This is a genomic window from Marinimicrobium locisalis, from assembly GCF_039822625.1.
Lineage (GTDB): Bacteria > Pseudomonadota > Gammaproteobacteria > Pseudomonadales > Cellvibrionaceae > Marinimicrobium > Marinimicrobium locisalis.
In genome coordinates this window covers 1-25,584 of sequence record NZ_JBDLLG010000018.1, presented here as the reverse complement: position 1 = coordinate 25,584, position 25,584 = coordinate 1, and the positions used below count along the sequence as shown (strand labels likewise).

20 protein-coding genes and 1 tRNA gene are annotated in these 25,584 nt (G+C 56.8%); 13 read left to right on the top strand and 8 right to left on the bottom strand.

Going from position 1 to position 25,584, the window contains the following annotated elements; translation table 11 throughout:
• Positions 1–2 precede the first annotated feature (2 nt).
• Positions 3–263 carry a SymE family type I addiction module toxin gene (locus AAE514_RS12310; protein ID WP_347331844.1) on the bottom strand — a complete coding sequence of 87 codons (261 nt, stop codon included), beginning with the start codon at positions 261–263 and terminating at the stop codon, positions 3–5.
• Between the two features lie 539 nt (positions 264–802).
• Here AAE514_RS12310 and ltrA point away from each other — a divergent pair.
• On the top strand, positions 803–2,050 hold the full coding sequence (gene ltrA / locus AAE514_RS12305; protein WP_347331843.1) for a group II intron reverse transcriptase/maturase: 1,248 nt from the start codon (positions 803–805) through the stop codon (positions 2,048–2,050).
• Positions 2,051–2,543: 493 nt separating this feature from the next.
• On the opposite strand, the gene gcvP is transcribed toward ltrA, so the two are convergent.
• The gene (gcvP, locus tag AAE514_RS12300; protein ID WP_347331842.1) at positions 2,544–5,456 is read right to left on the bottom strand and encodes an aminomethyl-transferring glycine dehydrogenase; all 2,913 of its coding nucleotides are present in this window, start codon (positions 5,454–5,456) and stop codon (positions 2,544–2,546) included.
• Positions 5,457–5,703: 247 nt separating this feature from the next.
• Positions 5,704–7,188, bottom strand: a complete 1,485-nt coding sequence (locus AAE514_RS12295) for an MFS transporter (protein WP_347331841.1) — start codon at positions 7,186–7,188, stop codon at positions 5,704–5,706.
• A gap of 463 nt (positions 7,189–7,651) precedes the next feature.
• Here AAE514_RS12295 and AAE514_RS12290 point away from each other — a divergent pair, with 463 nt between their 5' ends.
• A complete protein-coding gene (locus AAE514_RS12290) occupies positions 7,652–9,109 on the top strand; it encodes an MFS transporter (RefSeq protein WP_347331840.1) in 1,458 nt (485 codons plus the stop codon).
• Between the two features lie 133 nt (positions 9,110–9,242).
• Here the strand turns inward: AAE514_RS12290 and AAE514_RS12285 are convergent, their stop codons facing one another.
• The 3 genes from AAE514_RS12285 to dusA all read right to left on the bottom strand — a co-directional run bounded on the left by AAE514_RS12285 (position 9,243) and on the right by dusA (position 11,925).
• Positions 9,243–9,701 (bottom strand): tellurite resistance TerB family protein, encoded by a 459-nt coding sequence (locus AAE514_RS12285; protein WP_347331839.1) that lies wholly within the window; start codon positions 9,699–9,701, stop codon positions 9,243–9,245.
• 5 nt (positions 9,702–9,706) lie between these two features.
• Positions 9,707–10,666: a transaldolase gene (gene tal / locus AAE514_RS12280; protein ID WP_347331838.1), complete on the bottom strand. Its 960-nt coding sequence runs from the start codon at positions 10,664–10,666 to the stop codon at positions 9,707–9,709.
• A 230-nt stretch (positions 10,667–10,896) separates the two neighbouring features.
• On the bottom strand, positions 10,897–11,925 hold the full coding sequence (gene dusA / locus AAE514_RS12275) for a tRNA dihydrouridine(20/20a) synthase DusA (protein WP_347331837.1): 1,029 nt from the start codon (positions 11,923–11,925) through the stop codon (positions 10,897–10,899).
• 169 nt (positions 11,926–12,094) lie between these two features.
• Here dusA and AAE514_RS12270 point away from each other — a divergent pair, with 169 nt between their 5' ends.
• Positions 12,095–12,856 carry a DUF481 domain-containing protein gene (locus AAE514_RS12270; RefSeq protein ID WP_347331836.1) on the top strand — a complete coding sequence of 254 codons (762 nt, stop codon included), beginning with the start codon at positions 12,095–12,097 and terminating at the stop codon, positions 12,854–12,856.
• A 7-nt stretch (positions 12,857–12,863) separates the two neighbouring features.
• On the opposite strand, the gene AAE514_RS12265 is transcribed toward AAE514_RS12270, so the two are convergent.
• Positions 12,864–13,565 carry a glutathione S-transferase N-terminal domain-containing protein gene (locus AAE514_RS12265; protein ID WP_347331835.1) on the bottom strand — a complete coding sequence of 234 codons (702 nt, stop codon included), beginning with the start codon at positions 13,563–13,565 and terminating at the stop codon, positions 12,864–12,866.
• 266 nt (positions 13,566–13,831) lie between these two features.
• On the opposite strand from AAE514_RS12265, the gene acnA reads away from it, so the two are divergent.
• The 10 genes from acnA to AAE514_RS12215 all read left to right on the top strand — a co-directional run bounded on the left by acnA (position 13,832) and on the right by AAE514_RS12215 (position 24,091).
• Positions 13,832–16,570 carry an aconitate hydratase AcnA gene (gene acnA / locus AAE514_RS12260; RefSeq protein ID WP_347331834.1) on the top strand — a complete coding sequence of 913 codons (2,739 nt, stop codon included), beginning with the start codon at positions 13,832–13,834 and terminating at the stop codon, positions 16,568–16,570.
• A 95-nt stretch (positions 16,571–16,665) separates the two neighbouring features.
• Positions 16,666–17,175: a cyclic pyranopterin monophosphate synthase MoaC gene (moaC, locus tag AAE514_RS12255; protein ID WP_347331833.1), complete on the top strand. Its 510-nt coding sequence runs from the start codon at positions 16,666–16,668 to the stop codon at positions 17,173–17,175.
• Positions 17,172–17,420: a molybdopterin converting factor subunit 1 gene (gene moaD / locus AAE514_RS12250; protein WP_347331832.1), complete on the top strand. Its 249-nt coding sequence runs from the start codon at positions 17,172–17,174 to the stop codon at positions 17,418–17,420. The genes moaC and moaD overlap by 4 nt, the downstream gene beginning before the upstream one ends.
• A gap of 2 nt (positions 17,421–17,422) precedes the next feature.
• On the top strand, positions 17,423–17,869 hold the full coding sequence (moaE, locus tag AAE514_RS12245; RefSeq protein WP_347331831.1) for a molybdopterin synthase catalytic subunit MoaE: 447 nt from the start codon (positions 17,423–17,425) through the stop codon (positions 17,867–17,869).
• A 49-nt stretch (positions 17,870–17,918) separates the two neighbouring features.
• Positions 17,919–18,824: a class I SAM-dependent methyltransferase gene (locus AAE514_RS12240; RefSeq protein WP_347331830.1), complete on the top strand. Its 906-nt coding sequence runs from the start codon at positions 17,919–17,921 to the stop codon at positions 18,822–18,824.
• Positions 18,825–18,989: 165 nt separating this feature from the next.
• Complete coding sequence (gltX, locus tag AAE514_RS12235) at positions 18,990–20,468, top strand: glutamate--tRNA ligase (protein ID WP_347331829.1); 1,479 nt, start codon at positions 18,990–18,992, stop codon at positions 20,466–20,468.
• A 141-nt stretch (positions 20,469–20,609) separates the two neighbouring features.
• Positions 20,610–20,685, top strand: a tRNA-Ala gene (locus tag AAE514_RS12230).
• Positions 20,686–20,896: 211 nt separating this feature from the next.
• The gene (locus AAE514_RS12225) at positions 20,897–22,081 is read left to right on the top strand and encodes an SIR2 family protein (RefSeq protein WP_347331828.1); all 1,185 of its coding nucleotides are present in this window, start codon (positions 20,897–20,899) and stop codon (positions 22,079–22,081) included.
• Positions 22,071–23,843, top strand: coding sequence for an ATP-binding protein (locus AAE514_RS12220; protein WP_347331827.1), 1,773 nt, complete (start codon positions 22,071–22,073; stop codon positions 23,841–23,843). Before AAE514_RS12225 ends, AAE514_RS12220 begins: the two co-directional genes overlap by 11 nt.
• Positions 23,844–23,881: 38 nt before the next feature.
• On the top strand, positions 23,882–24,091 hold the full coding sequence (locus AAE514_RS12215) for a KTSC domain-containing protein (protein WP_347331826.1): 210 nt from the start codon (positions 23,882–23,884) through the stop codon (positions 24,089–24,091).
• Positions 24,092–24,115: 24 nt separating this feature from the next.
• On the opposite strand, the gene AAE514_RS12210 is transcribed toward AAE514_RS12215, so the two are convergent.
• Entirely contained in the window at positions 24,116–25,468 is a 1,353-nt protein-coding gene (locus AAE514_RS12210) for a replication endonuclease (RefSeq protein WP_347331825.1), read from the bottom strand.
• Between the last annotated feature and the right edge of the window lie 116 nt (positions 25,469–25,584).

Here is a 25,584-nt window from a genome sequence, read left to right as displayed (position 1 = left end):
CTTTAATCCACCTTGTCACCAGCAGCGATCAACACCAGACAGCCGTCCATCACCCGAACACTGACCGGCGTATCAATGGCAAACCCGGCCTGTTCGAGCCAATGGCCTCTGAGTTGCAACCAGGGCACCCGGGCCTGGGATCGGTCCTTGCGCCGGTAGTCGTACATCATCTGTCCCATCTTGATGCGCCGGGTATGACACACCGGCGCCGCTTGCGTAGACTTGGCGTCAGCCAGTGCGTCCTGAAGGCTTGATCGAATCAAGCCATGCTATCCAGGAGATGGAGGTAGGCCCTCCGCCATCGCTTTACAGGAAGTGATGGCAAACCGCCTCAAAGTGGCTGAAGTTAAGAGCTTTGGTCGGAAGCGTTTGAGGAAAAGGCGTACCCGATACGTCAGGTAAGTTGTGTGGAGACGAACGCAAGTGAACCGTCGATGAGGTGTCGAAAGCGAGTAAGACGATGTCAAAACCCGTGGCTGGCTAAACACGGGGATAAGCTCGGAGGAAACCTGTTTTACCGACTGGGCGGCATCCGGCATAAAGGCGGCGTGAACACACAGCAGGCTTTTGGATGGAACAGGAGAACCTGTCGCCGGGGTGTTAAGGGAGCCCTTCAAGTAGAGAACCTACAAGAAGTTGAGTACCAATATCCGGCACAGGGGCGGAACAACCCGTAGTAGTGATGAAGCCTCTGTAATGGCGGTGGAGCGAAGGGGTTGTCGTATTCAGTGATAAGCGTTCAATCAACCCGCAAGGGGAGGAATTAGCGATTAGCACAAAGCCATTTGACATACCCAAGCGTGTGGTTTGGGAGGCGTGGAAGCGCATCAAAACCAATGGGGGATGTGCAGGCATTGACGGTGTCTCGATTGAGCAGTTCGAAGCGGATGTGGGTAATAACCTGTACAAACTGTGGAACCGGCTATCGTCAGGCAGCTATTTTCCGGCGGCGGTTAAACGCGTGGAGATTCCAAAGGCGGATGGCAGTTTACGTCCGCTGGGAATACCCACCGTGGAAGACCGTATTGCCCAAATGGTGGTTAAACAAGAGCTGGAGCCGGAGTTGGAGAGGGTATTCCACCCGGATTCCTATGGCTATCGCCCGGGTAAATCCGCAATAGACGCCGTGCGCCAGGCGCAGCAGCGTTGTTGGTGGGTAGACTGGGTTGTTGATGTAGACATTCGGGGATTCTTCGACAACATAGACCATGCCCTGCTGTTAAAAGCGCTGGACAAGCATAACTCGCACCCCTGGGTACGATTATATGTTGAGCGCTGGTTAACGGCGCCGGTGGAGTACGCCGACGGTCGGCAAGCAAGTCGACATCGTGGCACGCCCCAAGGTGGTGTGATCAGTCCGCTATTAGCCAACTTGTTTTTGCACTATGCATTGGATGCGTGGATGGTCAGGGAATATCCTAAGATACCCTTTGAAAGGTACGCGGATGATGTGGTGTATCACTGCCGGACGCCTTGGGAGGCGGATCGGCTGCTGTCCGCGATCAAGGAGCGTTTGATGGTTTGTGGTCTAGAGGCTCATCCAGACAAGACAAGGAAAGTGTACTGCAAGGATAGCAACCGGAGGGGGCCGTTCGCGGTGATCACCTTCGATTTTCTGGGGTACACTTTCAGGCCACGCTCAGCCAGGAACCGCAAGGGGCAGAACTACACGAACTTTAGTCCGTCAATGAGCGCGAAAGCCTTCAAGCGGATCAAAGAACGAGTAAGGCAGTGGGATGTGATCAACTGGAGCGGCAGGACGCCGGTAGAATTGGCGGCGAAGCTCAATCCTGTGGTGACAGGATGGCTGAATTATTATGGCCATTTCGGACTAGCAGACGGTGTGTATCGGCTCAGGAAGTACCTGGACCAAACGCTAATGCGTTGGGCCAGAAAGAAGTACAAACGACTGAGACGAAGTTGCCGAAAGAGTTGGACTTTTATCGACAAGCTGCGAACGCAGTCGAGATATCTGTTTGCACACTGGAAAATGTCAAATGTGCTGAATACGAAGAGCCGTATGAGTCGAGAGGCTCACGTACGGTTCTGAGAGAGGCTGAGGGGGCAGTTCCCTCGGCCTACTCGACTGGTAACCTCCGGTGCAGGTTGCTGTGGTTAGCAGGCCCTGGGTGTGTCCGCACCCTGGGCCTGCGCTCTTTATGGATTAGGCCTGTTTCTTCGGTTGAGCCGCCTCCAAATAGGTATCAATCACCTTCATCACTTGTCGCTCGCTGGCGGGGTGGAGTTTCTCCACTTGCCGCTGCCCTGGTAACCCACTCTGTCAGCCTAGTTGTCCAGTTGGCGGTTTCGCCTAAACCCAATCCAGAGTGGGCGGTATGAGAGCAAACATGCCACGCTATTCCGAAGAGCGCAAAGCGGCCGTGCTGAGCAAGCTGCTCCCTCCGATCAACCGAACCGTCGTCTCGGCCTCGGCCGAGGAAGGCATAACCGAAGGGACCCTGTACTATGGGTCAAACTTCATTATAGCCTCAAACCTTATTGTTGAGTCTCAAACTTTTATTGTCCATCGACATTTTTTCGGCTTAACTTTTATACTCTTCCATACTCGGACAAGAACAAATCAAATTCCGGTCCCCATGAACATTATCAATCCGATTCACGGTCGGCCATACCTTGTGCTCCTTCAACCACGCCGCCGGTCGTGACGCGGTGTCGCGGCTGTAAGCACGATCCCAACCTTCATCCATCATGTCGTCCTGCGTATGCGGCGCATTGCGCAGCGGGCTTTGGGTGAGTTCGTATTCGCCGCTTTCGATGTGGGCGATTTCCTTGCGGATGGTGATCATTGCTTCCACGAAGCGGTCCAGTTCTTCTTTGGACTCGGATTCGGTGGGCTCGATCATCAGTGTGCCCGGCACCGGGAAGGACATGGTGGGGGCGTGGAAGCCGAAGTCCATCAGGCGTTTGGCGATGTCTTCTTCGGTGATGCCGGTGGCGTCCTTCAGCGGGCGCAGGTCCAGCAGGCATTCGTGGGCGATGGTGTCGTTTTTGCCTTTGTACAGAATCGGGTAGTGGCCGCTTAGCTGCTTGGCCACGTAGTTGGCGTTCAGGATGGCGTATTCGGTGGCCTGGCGCATGCCCTCGCGGCCCATCATTTTGATATACATCCAACTGATCGGCAGGATGCTGGCCGAGCCCCAGGGGGCGGCGCTGATGGTCCCGTTGGCCGGGTCGGTCTCGGGTACGCCCTGCACCGGGTGGCCGGGCAGGAAGGGTGCCAGGTGCTCCGCCACGCCGATGGGGCCCATGCCCGGGCCGCCGCCGCCGTGGGGAATACAGAAGGTTTTGTGCAGGTTCAAGTGCGATACATCGCCGCCGAACTGACCAAACGCGGCCAGGCCCACCAGCGCATTCATGTTGGCACCGTCGATATACACCTGAGCGCCGACGCTGTGAATGAGCTCGCACAGCTCGGTGACGCTCTCCTCGAACACCCCGTGGGTGGAGGGGTAGGTGATCATGATGGCGGCGATGGCTTTGCCGTGCTCGTCAATTTTGGCTTTCAGGTCCGCGAGGTCCACGTTGCCGTCTTTATCGCAATTGACCACTTTCACCTTCATGCCCGCCATCTGGGCTGAAGCCGGGTTGGTGCCGTGGGCGGAGGCGGGAATTAGGCACAGGTGGCGCTCGGTTTCGCCCTTGCTTTCAAAGTATTTTTTGATGGCCACCAGGCCGGCGTATTCGCCCTGGGAGCCGGCGTTGGGCTGCAGGCTGATGGCGTCATAGCCGGTACAGGCCTGGAGCATTTGCTCAAGCTCTTCGAACAGCTGCTGGTAGCCCTTGGCCTGGTCCAGCGGGGCGAAGGGGTGCAGCTGACCGAACTCCGGCCAGGTGACCGGAATCATTTCCGCCGTGGCGTTGAGCTTCATGGTGCAGGAGCCGAGCGGAATCATGGACTGGTTTAGGGCGATATCCCGGCCTTCCAGGCGGCGCAGGTAGCGCAGCATCTCGGTTTCGCTGTGGAAGCGGTTGAACACGGGGTGAGTCAACACTTCGTCTCTACGCTCCAGCTCCTCCGGGATGGCATCCGGACGGTTGTGGGCGGCTAGCTCGTGATCGAGGTGGGGCAGGTTCAGGGCGTGGTCCCCGGCACAGAAGACGTTCAACAGACGGTCAACGTCTTCCAGCGCGGTGGTTTCGTCCAGGCTGATGCCCAGGGCCGTGGTGCCCACCTTGCGCAGGTTGATCTCATGGGTGAGAGCGGCCTGGTACAGGCCGGTCTGCTTTTTCTCGCTGTCCAGCTCCACCACCACGGTGTCGAAGTAGTGCTCGTGGCGCAGGTTGAACCCCTTGTCTTTAAGGCCTTCGCCCAGCAGGCGGGCGAGGCGGTGAATGCGCTCGGCAATCCGGCGCAGGCCCTCGGGGCCGTGGTAGACGGCGTAGCAGCTGCTCATGACCGCCAGGAGCACCTGTGAGGTACAGATGTTGGAGTTGGCCTTCTCCCGGCGGATGTGCTGCTCGCGGGTCTGCATGGCCATGCGCAGGGCGGTCTTACCGTGGCTGTCCACGGAAACGCCAATGAGGCGACCGGGGGCGGAACGCTTGTAGGCATCCCGAAAGGCGAAAAACGCCGCGTGTGGGCCACCGAAGCCCATGGGCACGCCGAAGCGCTGGTTGCTGCCGATCACCACGTCCGCGCCCATGGCGCCGGGGGATTTGAGCAGTATCATGGCCATCAGGTCGCTGGCGACGGTGACCAGCACATTTTTCTCGTGGGCCCGGCTAATCAGGTCAGTCAGGTCACGTACCTGGCCGGTGGAGCCGGGGTAGGAGAGCAGGGCACCGAAACACTCAGTGTCATTCAGCTGCTCGGCCGGGGCGACCACCACCTCAAAGCCGAAGTGCTCGGCCCGGGTTTTGAGGACCGCCAGGGTCTGCGGGTGGGTGTCTTCATCCACAAAAAAGGCGTTGGAGCGGTTTTTCTTGTTCTGGCGCTTGCACATGGCCATGGCCTCCGCCGCGGCGGTGCCCTCGTCCAGCATGGAGGCGTTGGCCAGTTCCATGCCGGTCAGGTCCATGATCATCTGTTGAAAGTTCAGCAAGGCCTCCAGGCGGCCCTGGGAGATTTCCGGCTGGTAGGGCGTGTAGGCGGTGTACCAGCCCGGGTTTTCCAATACGTTGCGCTGAATCACCGGCGGGACGAAGGTGTTGTAGTAGCCCATGCCGATGTAGCTTTTGAGCAGGCGGTTCTTGCGGGCGATGCGCTTGAGCTCCGCCAGCGCTTGATGCTCGGTCATGGGACCGCCCAGCTCCAAGGGGTCGCGCTGGCGAATGGACTCGGGCACGGTTTTGTCCAGCAGCTCGTCCAGACTCTTGACCCCCAGGGCATCCACCATGGCTTGGGTTTCAGCGGCATCCGGACCAATGTGGCGGTGGGCGAATTCGTCGGCGTAAGCCAGTTGCGCCAGGGGCGCGGAGCGGAAATCAGCGGACATAGAATGGCTCGTGTCGAGGTTGTGCGAACGGTAAAGGTTGGACGTGCCGGCAATGGGGCTGGGAGCCGGCCCCGAAAGCCGCTAATGGTAGCAACTGCCGGCCCGGGCGGCAATATAGGGTGCAGCCGGTGGGGCCGGCCAAGTCGTCGCTGGCCGACAGGGCGGGGCACAAAAAAGGCGAGCCACCGGGGTGGCTCGCCTTTTTTGTCGGGAGGAGGGTTCAACCCCCTCTGGAGCTACGCCCCGTTTACACGGTGGGCTCGTCCGGTTCCGGCATCGGCTGGTTACGACGGTCACCCAGCTCTTTCTCAATTTGATTTTCCACTGGCTTGTTAATCCGATAGAAGAACAGCAAGCCGCAGGCGATCAGGAAGGGGATTGACGCATAAAGGCTCATCATGAGCCGGATACCGAGGATAGACTCATCACTCTGCTCGGCTTGGCCGGCCTCGTAGCCATAGGCGGCCAAAATGGCCACGACCAGCGTTCCCCCGAGGGTGAGGCCGCCTTTCAGCCCCAGGATCATGGCCGAGAAGATAACCCCGGTGGCCCGGCGGTGGTTGCGCCATTCGGAATAGTCCGCTACATCCGCCGTCATGGCCCACAGCAGCGGAATGGTGATGCCGTAGAAGAAGCCGTGCAGAATCTGGGAGACGAACATCCAGCCGATGGCATCCCTTGGAATGATCATGAACGCGAGCAGCGGCAGGGTTGAGAGAAACAGCCCGAGCCCGTAGACGTTGCGCTTACCAAAACGGTCGGCAAGCGGCCGGGCGAACCCAATGCCCACGATCATCAAAATAATGCCCGCGCCGTTAAACAGGCCAAAGGCGGAGGCGTCCGGCTCTTCGGGCCATTTAAAGTTCGGCCAAATTTCCTGAATACCGGCGATCATTCCGGTAAAACCAATATCACTCAGGAATTCCGCCAAAGCGGCCTGACCGGCGTAATACTTAAAGTAATAAACGTAGGTGCCGCCCTTGAGTGCCAGGTTGGTAAAGACCAGTACCGTTACAAACAGCAGAATAATCCAGGGGAGGTTCCGCATCAGGTCGCCCGCGTCTTGGGCAATCGAGCTGGTCTCGTTGGGCTTCTCCATCACCCTTTCACGGGTGGTGAAAAAGGTGATTAAGAAGAAAATGACACCCACGATGGCAAAGATCATCATGATCTTCTCGAAACCAACCGCTTCGTCGCCATCACCCAGAATCAGAACCACGGGCCGCAACAACACCTGAACCACAAACTGCGCCACCATCACGGCCACAAACCGGTAGGCGGAGAGGCTGTTGCGCTGGGACATGTTGCCCGTCAGTACGCCGCTGAGCGAGGAGTAGGGCAGGTTGTTGGCCGTATAGAGGGTGACCAGCGCCAGGTAGGTTGCAAAGGCGTAGACCACTTTCATTTCATAACTGACATCCGGTGTGGTGAAAGTCAGCAGCACCATGACGCCGAAAGGAACGGACGTCCATAGAATCCAGGGCCGGTAGCGACCCCAGCGGGTGCGGGTGCGGTCCGCGATCACGCCCATAACGGGGGCGAACAACACCCCGCCGATAATGCCACAGGTCGCAATCACCCACTGGGCCGTGCTGGCTTCCAGCTTGTACACGTCCGTGTAGTAGTAGGCGATGAAGGTCACCATGGTCTGAAATACGAGGTTAGCCGCCAGGTCACCCAGGCTGTAGCCGACCTTCTCTTTGACCGTGAGAATCTGTGATTGATTATTCATAGTGCTCGAGTCTTATTGTATGTCGTTAACATCAGAGGTGGCTTTTGGGCCCCTCTCGCGCCATTGCTAGAGGCCAGAGTGTAGCGGATATGGCCCCGTACGGCTCAGCCGGGCGGCCGAACCCTCATATATAGTTAATATTACTATAAGCTCGGCAGTATAAACCGATTATTCGGCCGCCAGCAAACCAAATTCGCTCGCCTAACGGTATTTTACCGGGCAGCCCACGCCCTCGGGCCGCCTGGAGTCACTTAATTCCAGATTCCAGCTGAGGTCATTCAAGGCCCTTTACTGCCGCGGGGGCCCTAATTGCCGCTGGGGGCCCCACTTGCTACCATTGGCGGCTTTTGGGGCCTGACTCCACGCCCCGTACCTCCGGCTGCCCGTTCGTTCACCTCGACGTGCGTCCCCCAAGAGGGCCGATGAGGACAGCGTTTTCTTCAACCGATTAAGGCAGGGAACTATGGAAAACTCAACGGCCGCGCCCGCTAATAAAGAGCCCACACCGGTCAAGCTAAAGTTTTGGGAGAAAGTGGGGTATGGCGTGGGGGATACCGCGTCTAACCTGTATTTTCAGACCTTCCTATACTTCACCATGGTGTTCTACACCGACGTGTTTGGCTTGTCGGCCGCCGTCGTGGGCACAATGTTGTTCGTCTCCCGTCTATTTGACGCGATTACCGACCCGATTATCGGCGCATTGGCGGACCGGGCGAACACCCGCTGGGGTAAGTTCAGGCCTTTCGTCTTTTTCTTTGCGGTACCCATGGCCGTGATGGGCGTGCTTGCGTTCACCACACCGGATATGTTCGATGACACCGGCAAGCTAGTGTATGCGTACATTACCTACAACGGCTTAATGGTTTTCTATACCTTGGTGAACGTGCCCTATTCATCATTGATGGCGGTTATTACACCGAACTCCATGGAGCGGGTGGAGCTGTCGTCTTTCCGTTTCGTGGGCACTTTTGTCGGTGGCCTGATTATTCAGTTCGGCACCTTGTACTTGGTCGCCGGCCTGGGGCAGGGCAACGACGAGCTGGGCTGGCAGCTCACCATGGGCGTTTTCGGGCTTCTGGCGGTGGGCTTGTTATTTATCACCTTTGTGTCATCCAAGGAACGCATCGCCCCGCCCCAGCACAGGGAAAAGACGACTCTTCACTTAAAAGACCTTTTTACCAACGTCGCCTGGGTGATGATCGCGGCGGCGACGGTTTTTCAGCTGATTTTTATTGTGGTTCGCAGTTCGGCCATCGCCTATTACTTCCGCTACTACATCGGCGAGCAGCCGGTCCATTTGTTGGGAATGACGTTTGAGCCGACAATGACAACCCTGAACTCCTTGTTTTTGGGGCTGGGCAGCGCCGCTACCATTCTCGGCGTATTGTTGACCAAAAAAATGGCTAGAGTGTTTGACAAGAAGCTCACCTACGTCGGCTGTATGGCGATCAGCTCAGTGCTTTCGCTGCTTTTCTTCTATTTGCCGCCCGAGAGTATTGTCCCGATTTTCCTGACCAACCTGGTGGTCAGCTTTGTCTGGGGGCCGGTCTCTGTGCTCCAGTGGGCCATGTACACGGACGCCGCCGACTACGGTGAATGGAAAAACCACCGTCGGGCCACTGGGCTGCTTATGGCCATTTCCCTGTTTGCGATCAAATTGGGGTTGGCCATTGGCGGCGGCGTGACCGGTTGGGCGCTCAGCTATTACGGGTTTGAGGCCAACGTAGAGCAGACCGCTGAAGCGACCCAGGGCATATTGACGCTAATGAGCTTTATTCCCGCCTTCTTCGGCGTTCTGTGCGTGGCCTGTATGGTGGTCTATCCGCTCAACAATAAAACGATGAACGATATCGAAGAGAAGCTTAAGGAGCGCCGTGCGGCGGAAGGGACTGACCGACCAAACCAGGATACGTTGTTATAAAGTCGACGCGGGTGGGCGGGCCTCTGGCCCGGCCCCTGTGGCTGAGTGAAACGCTACCGCGTTTTCGTTCAGCACACAAAAAAGGCGAGCCCTGTGTGGCTCGCCTTTTTGTGTGCTGTTGTAACTCGCCGCGTCAGCTCTGCGCGTCGCGTACTGTGTTGCGGGCGTGAATAAACATGGAGTGGGAGACGTGAATAAGCTCCGCCACTTGGCGGATCAGCGCCTCTTCGTATTTATCCAGCTCGTTGTCGGCATAAGCCACTTCCCACATGGACTTGATCAGGTCGTACTTTTCGTCCTGGGTGCAAGCGTCGTTTATCTGGGAGGTGAACTGGTGCAACGAGGTGGCATCATCCTGTTCAGCTTTGGCAAGCGCGCTCAGCTCATTGAGCTTCTCGGGCTCCAAGTTGAACTTACGCTGGAGGATGGTGCGCAGGGTCTGCAGCTCCGTCTCATCCAGCAGCCGATCAGCGGTGCCCACCTCAATCAAAAGGGCGGCCACCGCCAACTGCTTCTGCTCGGAAGACAACGCTGGCGCGTTCTCTTCCGGCTGCAGATGCTGCTCGATGAACTGTGTAATTTTACTCAGCACAGCGTTTACGCACGCCCTTTAAGTACGTCTTCCAGCTTGATCTGGTCTTCGGCGAACTTGCGAATGCCTTCGGCCAGCTTTTCGGTGGCCATGGCGTTGTCGTTCAGCGCGAAGCGGAAGCTGGACTCGTTGTCGTTGGGCTTGGCGATGGTTTCGCCGCCGGCCTGGTCGGCAAACAGTTTCTGCTCCAGAGTGCCGCTGTCATTGCTCAGCTCTTCCAGCAGCGCGGGGCTGATGGTCAAACGGTCGCAGCCGGCCAGGGCTTCGATTTCGCCGGAGTTACGGAAGCTTGCGCCCATCACGACGGTGTCGTAGTTGTGCTGCTTGAAGTAGTTGTAGATGTGACGAACCGATACCACACCCGGATCTTCTTCGGCGGTGTATTCTGTCTTGTCGGTGTTTTTCTTGTACCAGTCCAGAATCCGGCCCACAAAGGGTGAAATCAGGTAGGCACCGGCATCGGCACACGCCGCGGCCTGGGTGAAGCTGAACAACAGCGTCAGGTTACAGTTGATGCCTTCTTTTTGCAGAACCTCGGCGGCACGAATGCCTTCCCAGGTGGAGGCCAGTTTGATCAGGACCTTGGAGCGGTCAACGCCGTTTTTCTCATACAGGTCGATCAGGTGGTGTGCCTTCTCAATGCTGCCCTTGGTGTCGAAAGACAAGCGGGCGTCCACTTCGGTGGAGACCTTGCCCGGAATCAGTTTCAGTACTTCGCTACCAATGGCCACGGCCAAGTGGTCGGCGGCGTAGCTGATTTGCTGAGCGTCGCTGCCGCCTTCTTTTTTGCCGGCCGCCACGGAAGCGTCTACCAACTCAGAGTACTCGGGGATCTGGGCCGCTTTGAGCAGCAGAGAGGGGTTGGTGGTCGCATCTTGAGGCTTGTACTTTTTGATCGCCTCGATTTCGCCGGTGTCGGCGACCACATCGGTCATTTTCTTCAGCTGTTCGAGTTTCGTAGTCACTGTTATCCCGTCCTATCGTTAACGTATTGGATGAATGTCAAATGGCCGGTCGTCGCCTTGATAAGGCACGGGCGTCGGCCTGTTGTGCGTTCGTGTATAGTCCATATTGTATTACAAATAGCTTCCCGCTTGAAGTTTTGCTTTTTGTCTCTCCTGGCGCCAGCCCTGTCACCGCTGGTCGCCACAGCCCTTTTTTCGTTGAGGTCCTGTGAGGGCTCCCTCGGGCTTTTCTATCCCGCCAATGAAGCGGGTTGACGCTCGACCTCGACCCGGGCTCTGGCGCGTTCAAGCACCTCCAGCCCGGCATCGGGTTTGTAGGCTTCTTCGCTGATCACTCGGCGGAACTGACGCCCGCCGGGCTGGCCCTGATACAGGCCCAGGATATGTCGGGTCATATACTTCAGAGACACGCCACGGGCCAGCTCGGTTCCAATATAGTCGCTGAAAGCGTCCAGTATGTCGGCGCGGGACGCCACGGGGCGTGAGTCTCCAAACAGCTGCTGGTCAACCTCCGCCAACAGGTAGGGGTTGGTGTAGATTTCCCGCCCCAGCATAACGCCGTCCAGGTCGGTCAGCAACGTTTGCGCTTGCTCAAGGGTGTTTATGCCGCCATTAATCACGATTTCAAGGTCTGGGTGCTCTTGCTTAAGGAGCTTCACCCGCCCGTAATCAAGGGGCGGTACATTGCGATTCTGTTTCGGGCTCAGGCCTTGGAGCCAGGCCTTGCGGGCGTGCACGATAAAGGTGCGACATCCGGTTTGGGCAATGGTCTCGACGAAGTGGGATAGCCCTTCGTAGGCGTCCATATCGTCCACACCGATTCGATGTTTGACTGTTACCGGGATGGACACAGCCTGCTGCATGGCATCAATGCACTCGGCTACTAGCGCCGGCTCATGCATCAGGCAAGCGCCGATCATGTTGTTCTGCACCCGGTCACTGGGGCACCCGCAGTTTAGGTTGACCTCATCGTAGCCCCAGTCTTCCGCCATGCGGGCACATTCGGCCAGCTCGGCGGGGTTACTGCCGCCGAGCTGAAGCGCCAGGGGGTGTTCCGCGGCATTGTAGTCCAGATGTCGGGCCCGGTCCCCATGGATCAGAGCGCCGGTGGTGACCATTTCGGTGTAGAGCAGCGTATTACGGCTGAGCAGGCGCCAGAAATACCGGCAATGGCGGTCCGACCAGTCCATCATCGGAGCGGCGCAGAAGCGTCGGCTGATGGCGGAAATGGCAGAACTGTGCCGGGAAATTGGCGTCATAGGGGCCTTGATTGAACTCTGAGGGCTTGAATTGAGGCTTTAAAAGCAAAACTCTCTAAACGAGCATTGTACCACTTTTTCCACAGGCCCGGAAAATCGCCTCCGGGCGAAAAAGCAAAAGCAATTGTGTAGACTATCGGCTTTTGTCGACGCAGTAAGGATTGAGTTTATGAAGGCAAAACTGACGACCATCGCCGCTTCAGTGATGGCCTTGAGCGCGGCGCCAGCGGTTATGGCGCAAGACGAAGAGAAACGTACCTGGAAGGCCTCGGCGGAAATTGGGGCCATTGCCACCTCCGGTAACACCGAAAGCACCACTTTTAACGGCAAGCTGGACGCGGCGCAGGACCTTGAGCGCTGGAAGAACCAGTACACCCTCAACATCCTTTATTCCGAGGATGAGGTTGCCCAGCCCGATGGCTCGGTGGCCACGGAGACTACGGCGGAAAAGTTCTCCGGCTCGGTGAAAAGCGCCTATAAAATCAATCGCGAAAACGCCAACCTGTTTGTCTTTGGCTCCCACACCGATGACGAGTTTGGGGCGTACAAGAAGTATACGACGCTCGCCCTGGGTTACGGGAACCGCCTGTTTGAAACCGACACCATGCAGCTGGATGCAGAGCTTGGTCCTGGTTACTACTGGGCGGAGCAAGATACCGAAGACGGCGTTGTCGACGAAAGTGGGGCCTTGGTGCGCGCGGCCGCTCAGTTCGATTGGCAGGTCTCACCCACGGCGGACTTCAAACAAACACTCAGCATGGAATCCAGCGACGAGAACACTCGCACCGTGTCCGACACATCCTTGGCACTGCAAATCAACGGCTCCATGCAAATGAAAGTGGGCTACACCATTCAGCACGACAGCGAGGTGGGGCCGGAGAAAGAGAATACCGACACCACCACTTACGCCAACCTGGTGTACAAGTTCTAGCCGAGGGTTAGCGTCGCTTGGGGTCACAGACCTCAAGGGCCACCGCGTAGCTGGGGCGTCTCGTGCAGCGCTCCAGCCACCCATTCACGGCGGGGAACTCCCACAGCTTTAGCATCTCCCGGGCGTCGTAGAACCGCTCCAGGCAGTCCACCCAGGGGGCGATGGCCATATCGGCAATACTGAAACTTTCCCCCAGCATGTAGTCCCGGTTGGTCAAATGCCGCTCCAACACGCCCAACAGCCGGCGGGTTTCATCGGCATAACGTTGGACGGGGTAGGGGTGGTCGCACTTATCCACCGCGTACACGTAAAAGTGCCCGAACTGCCCGAACATTGGGCCTATATGCCCCATCTGAAAGAACAGCCACTGCAGACAGGCACTTTTGCCATCCGGGTCCACCGGGGCAAGTTCGCCGGTTTTCTCGGCCAAATAGGTCAGAATCGCTGCCGACTCCATCAAACTGATGGGCCGCCCATCGGGGCCCTCCGGGTCGTAGAGGGCCGGGATTTTGCCGTTGGGGTTGATCCAGAGAAACTCGGGCGTATGTTGGTCACCCTTTGTGATATCGACCGTATGGGGCTCGTACGGCAAATGCATCTCCTCCAGCGCCTGGGCCACTTTGATGCCGTTGGGCGTATTCATGGAGTAGAGCTGGATAATTCCCCGCTCCCGTGGGGGCCAGCGGCGGAAAATCGGTGGTTGGCTCATAGGTTACCTCCTGTGCTCAAGCGTTGATTGGCCGCACTCCAGCAATGAACTGATTCGCAATGAATGGGTCTCTTGGTTCTCTTGCGGTTCTCTTGTGAGAGCCTTCTGGGCTTGGATTAACAACATAAGCCCCCATATCCTTAAAAAGAAGCGCATTTACACCGCCAGTGCCTGCCTATCCGGATAGGCCGCTGGCGGTGAAGGGCCGCGTGGCCTAATCTCTAAAGATATGATGGATTAACTTCAAAGCAACCCGTGAGGCAGTTATGGCTGATTCCTACCGGACCACCGACACCCTCAAGGTCGGGGGCAAAGACTATCGTTATTATCCCTTCAGCGAAGTCGAAAAGCGCTACAACGTTCAAAAGCTTCCCTATTCACTGCGAGTACTGCTGGAAAACCTGCTGAGGCACTCGGACACCGGGCTGGTGAGCGATGCCGATATTGAGGCCCTGGCCAGCTGGGACCCGAAAGCCCAGCCCTCCCAGGAAATCGCCTTCGTACCCGCCCGCGTCGTGCTGCAGGACTTTACCGGCGTACCGGCCATTGTCGATCTGGCCGCCATGCGCGATGCGGTTAAAAGCTTGGGAGGCAAACCGGAACAGATTAACCCGCTCTCTCCGGTGGAGCTGGTCATTGACCACTCGGTCATGGTCGACTACTTCGGCGGGGATGACTCGTTCAAAAAGAACACCGAAATTGAAATCAAGCGCAACCGCGAGCGCTATCAGTTCCTGCGCTGGGGTCAAAAAGCCTTTGACAACTTCAAGGTGGTGCCGCCGGGCACCGGTATTGTCCACCAGGTTAACCTCGAATACCTCGCCCGCGGCGTCTTTACTCGGGAGAAAGACGGTCAGCTGGAAGCCTACCCTGACACGCTAGTGGGCACCGACTCCCACACCACCATGATTAACGGCCTGGGCGTACTGGGTTGGGGCGTGGGCGGCATCGAGGCCGAGGCGGCCATGCTGGGCCAGCCCATCTCTATGCTGATCCCCCAAGTGGTTGGTTTCAAAATGACCGGCAAGCTGCCCGAAGGCGCCACCGCGACCGACTTGGTGCTTACCGTGACCCAAATGCTGCGCAAGCTGGGTGTGGTAGGCAAGTTCGTCGAGTTCTTCGGCCCCGGCCTCAAACACCTGACCCTGGCGGACCGGGCCACCATCGGCAACATGGCGCCCGAATACGGCGCGACCTGCGGTATTTTCCCGGTGGACCAGCAGACGCTGGACTACCTGTCCTTCACCGGCCGCTCGAAGGAGCAGGTGGAACTGGTCGAGCAATACATGAAAGCCATGGGCATGTGGCACGACGACAACAGCCCGGATGCGGAATACAGCGATGTTCTAGAGCTGGATCTGAGCACCGTCGAACCGTCCATTGCCGGCCCCAAGAGGCCCCAGGATCGCGTGGCGCTTCGTGACGCCAAGCCCGCCTTCCATAAGGTGCTGGAGGAAATCGGGCATCACCACCACAACACCATCGCCTCCACTGAGCAGGATTTTGCGGCCGAGGGTGGTGCGGCGGCCGTTGGCGGCGTGCCCTTGGCCGACCAAGGCGCCGTCCCGGTCAAATACAACGGTGAAGAGTTTTTGCTGAAGAATGGCGCGGTAGTGATCGCGGCCATTACCAGCTGTACCAACACCTCCAACCCGGCCGTGTTAATGGCCGCCGGCCTGTTGGCCAAAAACGCCCGCGAGCGAGGCCTGAGCACCAAGCCCTGGGTAAAGACCTCCCTCGCACCGGGCTCCAAGGTGGTGACTGACTACCTGGAAAAAGCCGACCTGCTGGACGAGCTGGAAGGGCTTGGCTTCTACCTGGTGGGCTATGGCTGCACCACCTGCATCGGCAACTCGGGGCCGCTGCCGGATGAAATCAGCGAAGGCATTCACAAGGGCGACTTGACGGTCACATCGGTCCTCTCCGGTAACCGAAACTTCGAAGGTCGAATTCACCCCGATGTGCGGGCCAACTATCTGGCCTCGCCGCCGCTGGTGGTGGCCTATGCGCTGGCCGGCACCATGGATGCCGACCTCCAAAATGAGCCCCTGGGTTACGACGCGGACAACAAACCGGTGTACCTGAAAGACATCTGGCCTTCCACCAAAGACATCCAAAAGGCCATTGAGTCCTTCATGGAGCCGGAAATGTTTTCCGACAAATACTCCGATGTCTTCAGCGGCGACGAGAGCTGGCAGGCCCTGCCGGTGGAAGAAAGCCAACTCTACGCCTGGCCGGATTCCACCTACGTGCGCAAGCCGCCTTTCTTCGACGGCATGGGCTCCGAGCCCCCCGAGATCAAACCGATTGAAGGCGCGCGTTGCTTGGTCAAAGTGGGCGACAGTATCACTACGGACCACATTTCCCCGGCCGGCGCGATCATGCCGGATAGCCCGGCGGGGCGCTACCTGCAAGAGCAGGGCGTGAAGCCGACCGATTTCAACTCCTACGGCTCGCGCCGGGGTAACCACGAAGTCATGATGCGCGGCACCTTTGCCAATGTGCGCCTCAAAAACCAAATGGCCCCCGGTACCGAAGGCAGTTGGACCACCTACTTGCCGAAGAACGAGGTCATCAGCATTTTCGATGCCGCCGAGCGTTACCGTGAAGACGGCACACCGCTGGTGGTGTTGGCCGGTAAAGAATACGGCTCCGGTTCCTCTCGCGACTGGGCCGCGAAAGGGCCCGCCCTGCTGGGCATACGCGCGGCGATCGCCGAAAGCTACGAACGGATTCACCGCTCCAACCTGGTGGGTATGGGCATCCTGCCGCTTCAGTTTGAAGAGGGCGATTCGGTGGAATCCCTGGGGCTTACCGGTGAGGAAGAGTTCGATATCCCCGTGGTGAACGCAGACAGCAAAACGGTCGAAGTCACGGCCAAGCACCCGGAGGGTAAATCTAAAACCTTCAACGCCAAGGTGCGGATCGATACCCCCAACGAGTACGCCTACTTCCAGAACGGGGGCATTCTGCACTACGTACTGCGTAACCTGGCTAGCCAATAGTCGGTAGCCTGCCACGCAAAGCGCCTGCCCGCCCCCGGCGGGCGCTTTTTTTGGGTATGATGCGCGGTACTTCCGTTAACCAGTCCGGGTTTACTATGAGTTTGACTCACACTGATGATCACGGCCGTGCCAGCATGGTGGACGTCTCCGATAAAGACGCCACCGTCAGAGAGGCGCGCGCCGGCGCTTTTATCCGAATGCAACCGGCCACCCTGGCCTTAATCCGTGAAAACGGCCTTAAAAAAGGCGACGTGCTGTCCGTCGCCCGTATCGCTGGTATTCAGGCGGCCAAACAGTGCAGTGACTTAATTCCGCTCTGTCACCCCCTGGCGTTAAGCAAAGTGGGCGTGGAGTTCGAGCTTCAGGAAGAACCCGCCGGCGTGATAATTGAAACGCGCTGCAAGCTCACCGGGCAAACAGGGGTTGAAATGGAAGCGCTGACGGCGGCCAGCGTCGCCGCGCTCACCATTTACGACATGTGCAAAGCCGTGGACATGGGCATGGTGATAGAAAACCTGCGCTTGCTGGAGAAATCCGGCGGGCGCTGGGGCCACTATGTTCGGGAATGGCCGGGCAACGTGTCAGAACAGGAGGCGAACTCTTGATACAGGTACGGTTTTTTGCCCGCCTTCGGGACCAATTGGGGTGCGACTCCCTGACGACCGAAGCGGTTGAGCAGGACAACGTGACCCTGGTTCGGGAACGGCTCGTGGCCGAACACCCGAACTGGCGGGAACCGTTGAGCCAGAGCGGCGTCTTATTCGCCGTAAACCAGGAGTTGGTGAAATCCGATCACGAAGTGAAGGACGGCGACGAAGTGGCCTTTATGCCGCCGGTGACGGGAGGCTAAGCATGATCTCGGTGCAACGAGAACCCTTTGACGTCGCCCGCGAATACAGTCAACTGACGGGCGATGATGTCGACTCCGGCGCGGCGGTGTTTTTCGTGGGCCGGGTGCGCGCCCGCAACGATGGTCGTCAGGTCACCGGCCTGAGTTTGGAACACTACCCGGGAATGACCGAGAAAGCGTTGGAAGCGATTGTCAGCGAGGCGCGCGAACGCTGGCCCCTGGAGCGGGTGCGCGTTATTCATCGGGTGGGGGCGATGACCCTGGGCGATGAAATCGTGTTCGTCGGCGTGACCAGCTCCCACCGGGATGCCTCGTTTCAGGCGGCTGAATTTATTATGGACTACTTGAAAAACCGCGCGCCCTTTTGGAAACAAGAAAAAACCGAAGACGGCCCGGTCTGGGTTGAGGCCAAAGCCAAAGACCAAGAAGCCCTGGGCCGTTGGCAATAATTGACGCACGCATTTCCTTTAACGACTTTATAAAAACCGGAGGCAATACATGAAAGCACTCAAGACGGTAGTAGGGATGTCAGCGCTATTGGCGTTGGCCGCCTGTGATTCGCAAACCGAAAACAGCAAAGAGGAAGCAGCGGAAACGACCGCTATGACCGAGGCCCCGGCTCAAGAACCCCAGCAAGCGGCAGAAGAAGCGCCGGGCGATACCATATTGAAAATTCTGACCAGCTCGCACCGCAGTGACGCCAATCGCGCTCGCGATGAGTACCGCAACCCGGAAGAAACGCTGTTCTTCTTTGGTCTTGAACGGGACGACACGGTGATCGAAGTCAACCCCGGTGGCGGCTGGTATATGGAGATCATTGCACCGTTTGTGAAAGAGGAAGGCCAATACATCGCCCTCCAGCCCAACCCTGAGTTGGCGGACATGCCGTCCTACATCGTTCGTCAGGCCGAGCAAATCCAAACCCGGTTTGACGAGCAAACTGCCGTCTACGGCGACGCCGAGTTGCGCTTTTACAACCCGGCCGACCCCACCCTCGGCGAGCCAGAGTCCGCCGACATGGTGCTGACCTTCCGCAATACCCATAACTGGATCAACGCCGGTCAGGCGCCAGCCATGTTTGCGGCTTTTGCCGAAGTGCTCAAGCCCGGCGGCGTTCTGGGCGTGGTTCAGCACCGGGCCGAAGACAATGCGCCGGCGGAAGAAACCGCCAGCTCAGGCTATGTCTCGGAGCAGGAGGTTATTGAACTGGCGGAAGCGGCCGGCCTGGAGTTGGAAGACCGCAGCAACATCAACGCCAACCCCCGGGACACCCACGACCACCCGGAAGGCGTCTGGACCCTGCCGCCCACCCTGCGTTTGGGCGAAGAGAATCGGGATGTGTATCAGGAAATCGGCGAGAGCGATCGCATGACCCTGCGGTTCGTCAAACCCGACCCGCAATAAGCCGCCCTCCATCCCCGCCTTTAGTTGAGTTACAATGGGCGCCGTTTTTTCGGCGCCCCCGGCTCGTCGCCTCCTGGCGCAACGTGACGCGTCAAGCGAACCGACAAGCCGGGTGACTCCGCCCCCCATACACTCAAAACCGACAAACTCGACGGAATTCATACTATGACCGTTCGCACCCGCATTGCGCCTTCGCCGACGGGCGACCCCCACGTCGGCACCGCCTACATCGCCTTGTTCAATCTCTGCTTCGCGCGCCAGCACGGCGGCCAGTTCCTGCTGCGCATTGAAGACACCGACCAGACCCGCAGCACCCCGGAATCGGAAAAAGCCATTCTGGACAGCCTGCGCTGGCTCGGCATCGAGTGGGACGAAGGCCCGGACGTCGGTGGTGACCACGGGCCCTACCGCCAGAGCGAACGCATGGACCTCTATCGCGGCTACGCCGAGGAACTGGTGGAAAAAGGCCACGCCTTCTACTGCTTTGCCACCGCCGAAGAACTCGACGAAATGCGCGCCGAACAGCAGGCCCGGGGTGAAACCCCAAAATACGACGGCCGAGGCCTCAAGCTGAGCGACGCGGAAGTCAAACAGCGCCTGGACGCGGGCGAGCCCTACGTCATCCGCATGAAAGTGCCGGAAGAGGGCAGCTGCAAGGTGCAAGATATGCTGCGCGGCGACATCGACATCGACTGGTCCCAGGTAGACATGCAGGTCCTGCTCAAGGGCGACGGCATGCCCACCTACCACCTGGCCAACGTGGTGGACGACCACCTGATGGGCATCACCCACGTGATTCGTGGGGAGGAATGGATCAACTCCGCCCCCAAACACCTCAAGCTGTACGAATACTTCGGCTGGGAAGCGCCAGTGCTGTGCCACCTGCCACTGCTGCGCAACCCGGACAAGTCCAAACTGAGCAAGCGCAAAAACCCCACCAGCATCCTGTACTACCAGGCCGCCGGCTTCCTGCCCGAGGCGGTACTGAACTACCTCGGCCGCATGGGCTGGTCCATGCCCGATGAGCGCGAAAAGTTCACCCTGGCGGAAATGCAGAGCCATTTCGACATCAACCGCGTCTCCCTCGGCGGCCCCATCTTCGATGTGGAAAAACTCTCCTGGCTCAACGGCCTGTGGATTCGTGAAGACCTCTCCACCGAGCAACTGGCCGACCGGCTGCAAGCCTGGGTCTACAACCGGGAGACGCTCCTGCAAGTGCTGCCCCACGCCCAGCCCCGCATGGAAACCCTGGGGGACTTCGCCCCCCTGGTCAGCTTCCTGGCCACCGGCAACCTGGGCCTGACCGAAGCCCACTTCACCGGCAACAAGATGGAGCTGGACGAGCAAAAGCGCGTCCTCCAATTCGCCCTCTGGCGCCTGGAAGCCCTGCGCCACTGGGAGCGAGACGCCATCTTCGCCGAGCTCAAAGCCCTGGCCGACGCCACCGAGACCAAGGTCAAAGACTTCCTGGCCCCGCTGTTCGTGGCCATCTCGGGCACCACGGCCTCCTTCTCGGTGATGGACGCCATGGTCCTGCTCGGCCCGGACCTGAGCCGCGCCCGCCTGCGCCAGGCCCTGGAAGTGCTGGGCGGCGTCGGCAAAAAACAGCTCAAAAAGCTGGAAAAAGCCTACCTGGCCCTATAGCGAAAGCCGGGTAGGGGCGGCTGAAATTGAACAAAAACTACCTAAAAATCAAAGAATTAGGAAATTTGCTCAATTTAGTATTGACAGCCTCTTTCGGGGTGCTACAATGCGCCCCGCTTCTCACGAAGCGCACCCAAATGTGGGGCCTTAGCTCAGCTGGGAGAGCGCAACACTGGCAGTGTTGAGGTCAGCGGTTCGATCCCGCTAGGCTCCACCAAAAAATGCTGTTAAATCAGCGACTTAGAAGCCCGCTCATGTAGCGGGCTTTTTTGTGCCCGTCATTTAAGTCCATATTAAGTCCTATTTTTCTGATGGTTTCAGGTCCGTTCTGAGACATATATTCGTTTTCTCTTGAATCCTTATGTTTGCCACCGTATTTTGGGTGTCGATACTGCGTCAATGGCAACGGCGATCATTAAGGAGCTTAAATGGCTGAGACCGTCCACAACCCTGATCAATATATGTACGACTTTAAGCATATCTTGACTCATGGAAGAAAGAAAATAGGGGTGCTGATTGGGGCTGGTGCTCCTGTCAGTATTAACATATCTCAAGACGGCGGTTGGGAGCCGCTCATTCCAGATATCGCTGGGTTAACGAAAATTGTCCGTCAGGGGTTAGACGCTGAAGAGAGATCTGCGTTTGAACTGTTGGAGGAAGATTTAAATGACAGCAACCTCGAGTTAGTCCTGTCTAGGGTGCGATCTCTTGCTGAAGTGATAGGCACATCAAAAGTTCATGGTTTGGATGCTGATGGCTATACCGCTCTCTCTGAGCGGATTTGTGGGGTTATAAAAGAGGTAGTGGATAAACCGTTACCTGAAGGGGAAAACCCATATTCGGACATGATATCTTGGATAAATGGGATCAGGCGTGACCACGCGGTTGAGCTATTTACGACGAACTATGATTTGCTCCTAGAAGAGGCTTTGGAGAGGGTTCGAACCCCTTATTTTGATGGCTTCTCTGGCTCTAAAACTGCCTTCTTCGACCCATCCAGTATTTCCAGCAATGACTTGCCTGCAAGGTGGGTTAGGCTATGGAAGTTACATGGATCAATAAATTGGTCTGAGAGCCCGACCGGTGAGGTGGTGAGACGCGAAGGCTCGGGTGCAGGAACAATGGTCTACCCGTCGCACGTAAAATACGATCAAACACAGTCAGCACCATTCACCTCACTCTTTGAAAGGCTGAAAGCTTTCTTGCTTGAACCCGACAGCCTTTTGATTACCGCAGGTTTTTCGTTTGCGGATGCTCATATTTCGGCAAAATTAGATGAGTGCATGTCTGAAAATGCATCGGCAGCGATTCTCGCATTTCAGTTTAAAAAACTCGATGAAGAAAGTCCTTCTGTCGAACTTGCACAGCGACGCCCTAATATCAGTGTGTATTGTAAGGACGGCGCTGTGATTAATGGAGTGAAGGCTAACTGGAAGCTAGGGGATCTTCCAAGTAAAAACTGGGAGGTCATGAGAAGCGAATACTGGGAAAATGAAAAGTTTATCTTAGGTGATTTCGTGTCTTTCGCTAGACTCTTGGCTAAGTCTGGAGGGGGGAAGAGCCTAATCCCTAGTCCGGAGGTCGTTGAAGAGGGAGGGGAAAATGAAGAATAACCCCACCTATCTGGGTTCTGTGTTGTCGGTGTCTGGGGGCTCCCTAATCGTTCTTCTTACCGCACAAGTTCGATCGGGGTTGCTAATAATAGGCGGGAGGACACATAAAATTGGCCAGGTCGGTAGTTTTGTACGAATCCCGCAAGGTTACAACAATCTTTATGGTGTCATTTCCGAAACAGCGGAATCAACAGCATCAGGCTTAGATGATAGTGACCCCGAGCGACGAACTGTCCGGGTTGAGCTTGTTGGGGAGGCCATTGGGGATGAGTTCGAGCGAGGAATTAGCCAATTTCCAAGCATCGGCGACGAGGCTCATTTGGTTACTGAAGAGGACTTGAGAAAGATTTACGGTTCTCAGTCTGACGGGCAAGTGGTTATAGGGAGGCTGTCTAGCTCAGATGGAATTGACGTAAGTGTCGATCTTGATGATCTTGTTAATAGGCACTCCGCGTTACTTGGCTCCACAGGTTCAGGAAAGTCGACAAGCGTTTCTAGCCTATTGCGTTCAGTAGTGGCAGGTCCCAGTGACGAGATTTTGAAGCCCTCTTCTCGGATAGTTCTCTTTGATATTCACGGGGAGTATGCATCTGCACTGGGAGATATTTCCACGGTTTACTCGGTGTTCCCTAGGCAAGACGAGAAGCGTTTATTTATTCCATACTGGTGTGTCTCACCCGAGAGTTTAATTGAGTTTCTTTGTGGCCAGAATGAGCTTGTTAAGAATAAGTTTATGGACGCGATTGTCGACGAAAAGAAAGCGTTCGCTAAAGAAAACTCAATGGATATTGATATCGACAAGATAACACCCTACACACCTTTGCCTTTTAGATTGAAGCGAATCTGGTATGACTTGAGCTTCGAGGATAATGTAAATTGGTATGATAAAGAGAAAACTAAACCCGCCTTTGATGATGAGGGTGACGCAGAGCAGTTAAGATCGCCAAAATTTAAGCCGCCTAGCCAACGCACAGATAGCCATGTTGCGAAAGGTGGTGCTCAAGTGATGAAAAGGTCTCTTGACCTCATGAAGTCTAGATTGACCGATAGTCAGTATGAGTTCTTTCTTTCCCCAGGTGACTGGAATCCTGACGCCGACGGTAATATTAAATCCGACTTGTCGGATTTAATCGGTAGCTGGGTGGGAGGAGATAAGCCCGTTACAATACTGGATTTGTCCGGAATGCCCTCAGCTAGGCTTAGTCTTCTTCTTGGGGCAGTGCTGGATGTTTTGTTTGAAGCTGCTATATGGGGAAGGAACCTTGAAGAGGGGATGAAAAAGGCCCCTCTTTTGTTGGTAATGGAGGAAGCGCATAGGTACTTGTCAAATGAAAGTATCGGGTTCTCAAAGGAAATGGTGCGCAGAATTGCAAAGGAAGGTAGAAAGTTTGGTGTGGGTCTAATGCTCGTTAGTCAGCGGCCATCCGAGATCGATGAAACAATTCTTTCTCAGTGCGGTACTATGTTTGCTTTGAGGATTAACAACGCCACGGACCGAGCAAGAGTAAAATCGGCGATGTCTGATGGCCTTTCCGGCATTGTAGATGCCCTTCCCATATTGAGAACTGGTGAAGCTATCGTGACGGGAGAGGCTGCCAAGCTTCCCATGCGCTGTCGGTTTAAGGTTCCTAGGGAGGGGCGTTTTCCAGACAGTCGAGACCCCAAAGTCTCTGAGAGTTGGTCGAAGCCTTATAAGGCAATGGATTACCGAAAGCTCGTGGAATCATGGCGAAAGCAAAATGCCTACCTTGATGACGAGTAAATTATTAGCTAACGTCGATAGCGCTGGAGATAGTTACTATGGAACGAACACCCGTAAGTTCAAGCAATTTGGTCTCGGTGGGGTACGACCCGGATTCGTCGATTCTGGAAGTGGAATTTAATAATGCTCGTATCTATCAATATTATGATGTTCCCGACCATATTTACTCGGAGTTAATGGGGGCGGAATCGTTAGGGTCTTACCTTCATCACAACGTGAAACCCTTTTTTGGTTGCTCGATGATTTAGAGCTACTTTGACCTTGGAGTACAGTTATTGACAGAACTCCAAGGGCGCGAAATTTGACGGCGGTGCCAGTAGGTAGGGGTTCATGTGTTGGATATGATCGGATTGAATAGCGGAAACCTCAGCATCCGCTGTCGCCTGGCTGACGTTTTGACTGACAAGGCGTACGGTCCACTCATGGACGCGGGTTGCTACCCGCTCGACGCCATAGAGCAGCCCCTTCAAGGTCTTTACCGCTTCCCCGTACTTATTGAGAGCTTCCCGCGTAATCATCATGGGTCTTAGTGGGCGCGCTTTCCTTGCGCAAATGGCGCCGCCCATGAGGCGCGTATACTCTTCCCAGTCGCTGCTGTCGGCGGCCGCGACTAGCCTTTGGAGTAGGTCCTTGTCCTCGGCTGTCGAGTCCAGTCGCCGTAGCTCCCGCCAGACGGTGACGCTAGGGCCTCCAATCTGCTGAAACTGACGAATCCCCCACACGGAAGCCCAGGCTTCAATTCTTATGGCGCTTTCTTTGGCGTCCCGTCCGTAGGAATCGGCGTCGATGCCGAGACCGTCGATATTCTTGGAGATGTATTTGGCGATGTAGCCGGTAGCGCTGCCTTTCTTGGGATCTATGGTCTCGGCGGTAAAGCGTCTTAGTGCCGCTCCTGGCTCATCCCCGTCTTCCGCCAGGGCGTAGTGCCTCAAAATCTCGGTTGCTTGTGCGGCCTGGTTCGCCGGAATGAAGAGCAAGAGGTGCCAATGGGGCGTTCCGTCGTGGTGCGGCTCAGTGACGCGCATTCCGTAGGGTTGAATATCCTTCCTACCGAATGCCGCTCGGGCTCTCTGCCATTGTGTGTTCAGGTATTCTTGGGCTTCTCGTGGAGTGGAGCCTTGGTACTTGGGGTTGGCGCCACCATAATGCAGTGCCGAGTGGAATTTACTGGGGCAGGTAATGGTATAAAACATCGCTTGGTAGGCGACTGTCGAGTGTTTGGCTATCTCTTCAAATCCCCGAGTCCGAACCATCATTTCTGCGCGGCGAATGGCCGGGTTCGACGTTGAGAGGTCAGCCAGCTCCGCAAGCGTATAGGTGGCACCTTCTTCGTTGATGGCTTCCAGAGCCTCTAGTAGGGCTCGATTCTCTTGTTTTTGGAGCCAGCGGCGCTTAAAGGTGAAGTCTGAGACGTAGGCCCCTCGCTTGAGGCTCACCAGTCCCATCTCGCGAGCCAGCGCCTCCAGCTCTCGCCATTGCTTGGTCCTGACTTTCCGGCGCCACCACAGCTCATCGCAGACTCTGGCCAAGGCGGCGACTTTTGCCTTCTTAGGTGCCTTCTCAGGGTTGGCAAGCGGAAAGGGAATGCCGGTCTTGTTCGTAAGCTGGGATACTAGCCCCAGCATGCCCTCAGCCCCTAGGCGGTGATAAGCCTCATAGATATCTGTTTCGGTGCCCCTTGTCAATGGCCATCTATTTTGACCCACGTTTGGCCATTAATTTTGACCCACCGTACGTCGTC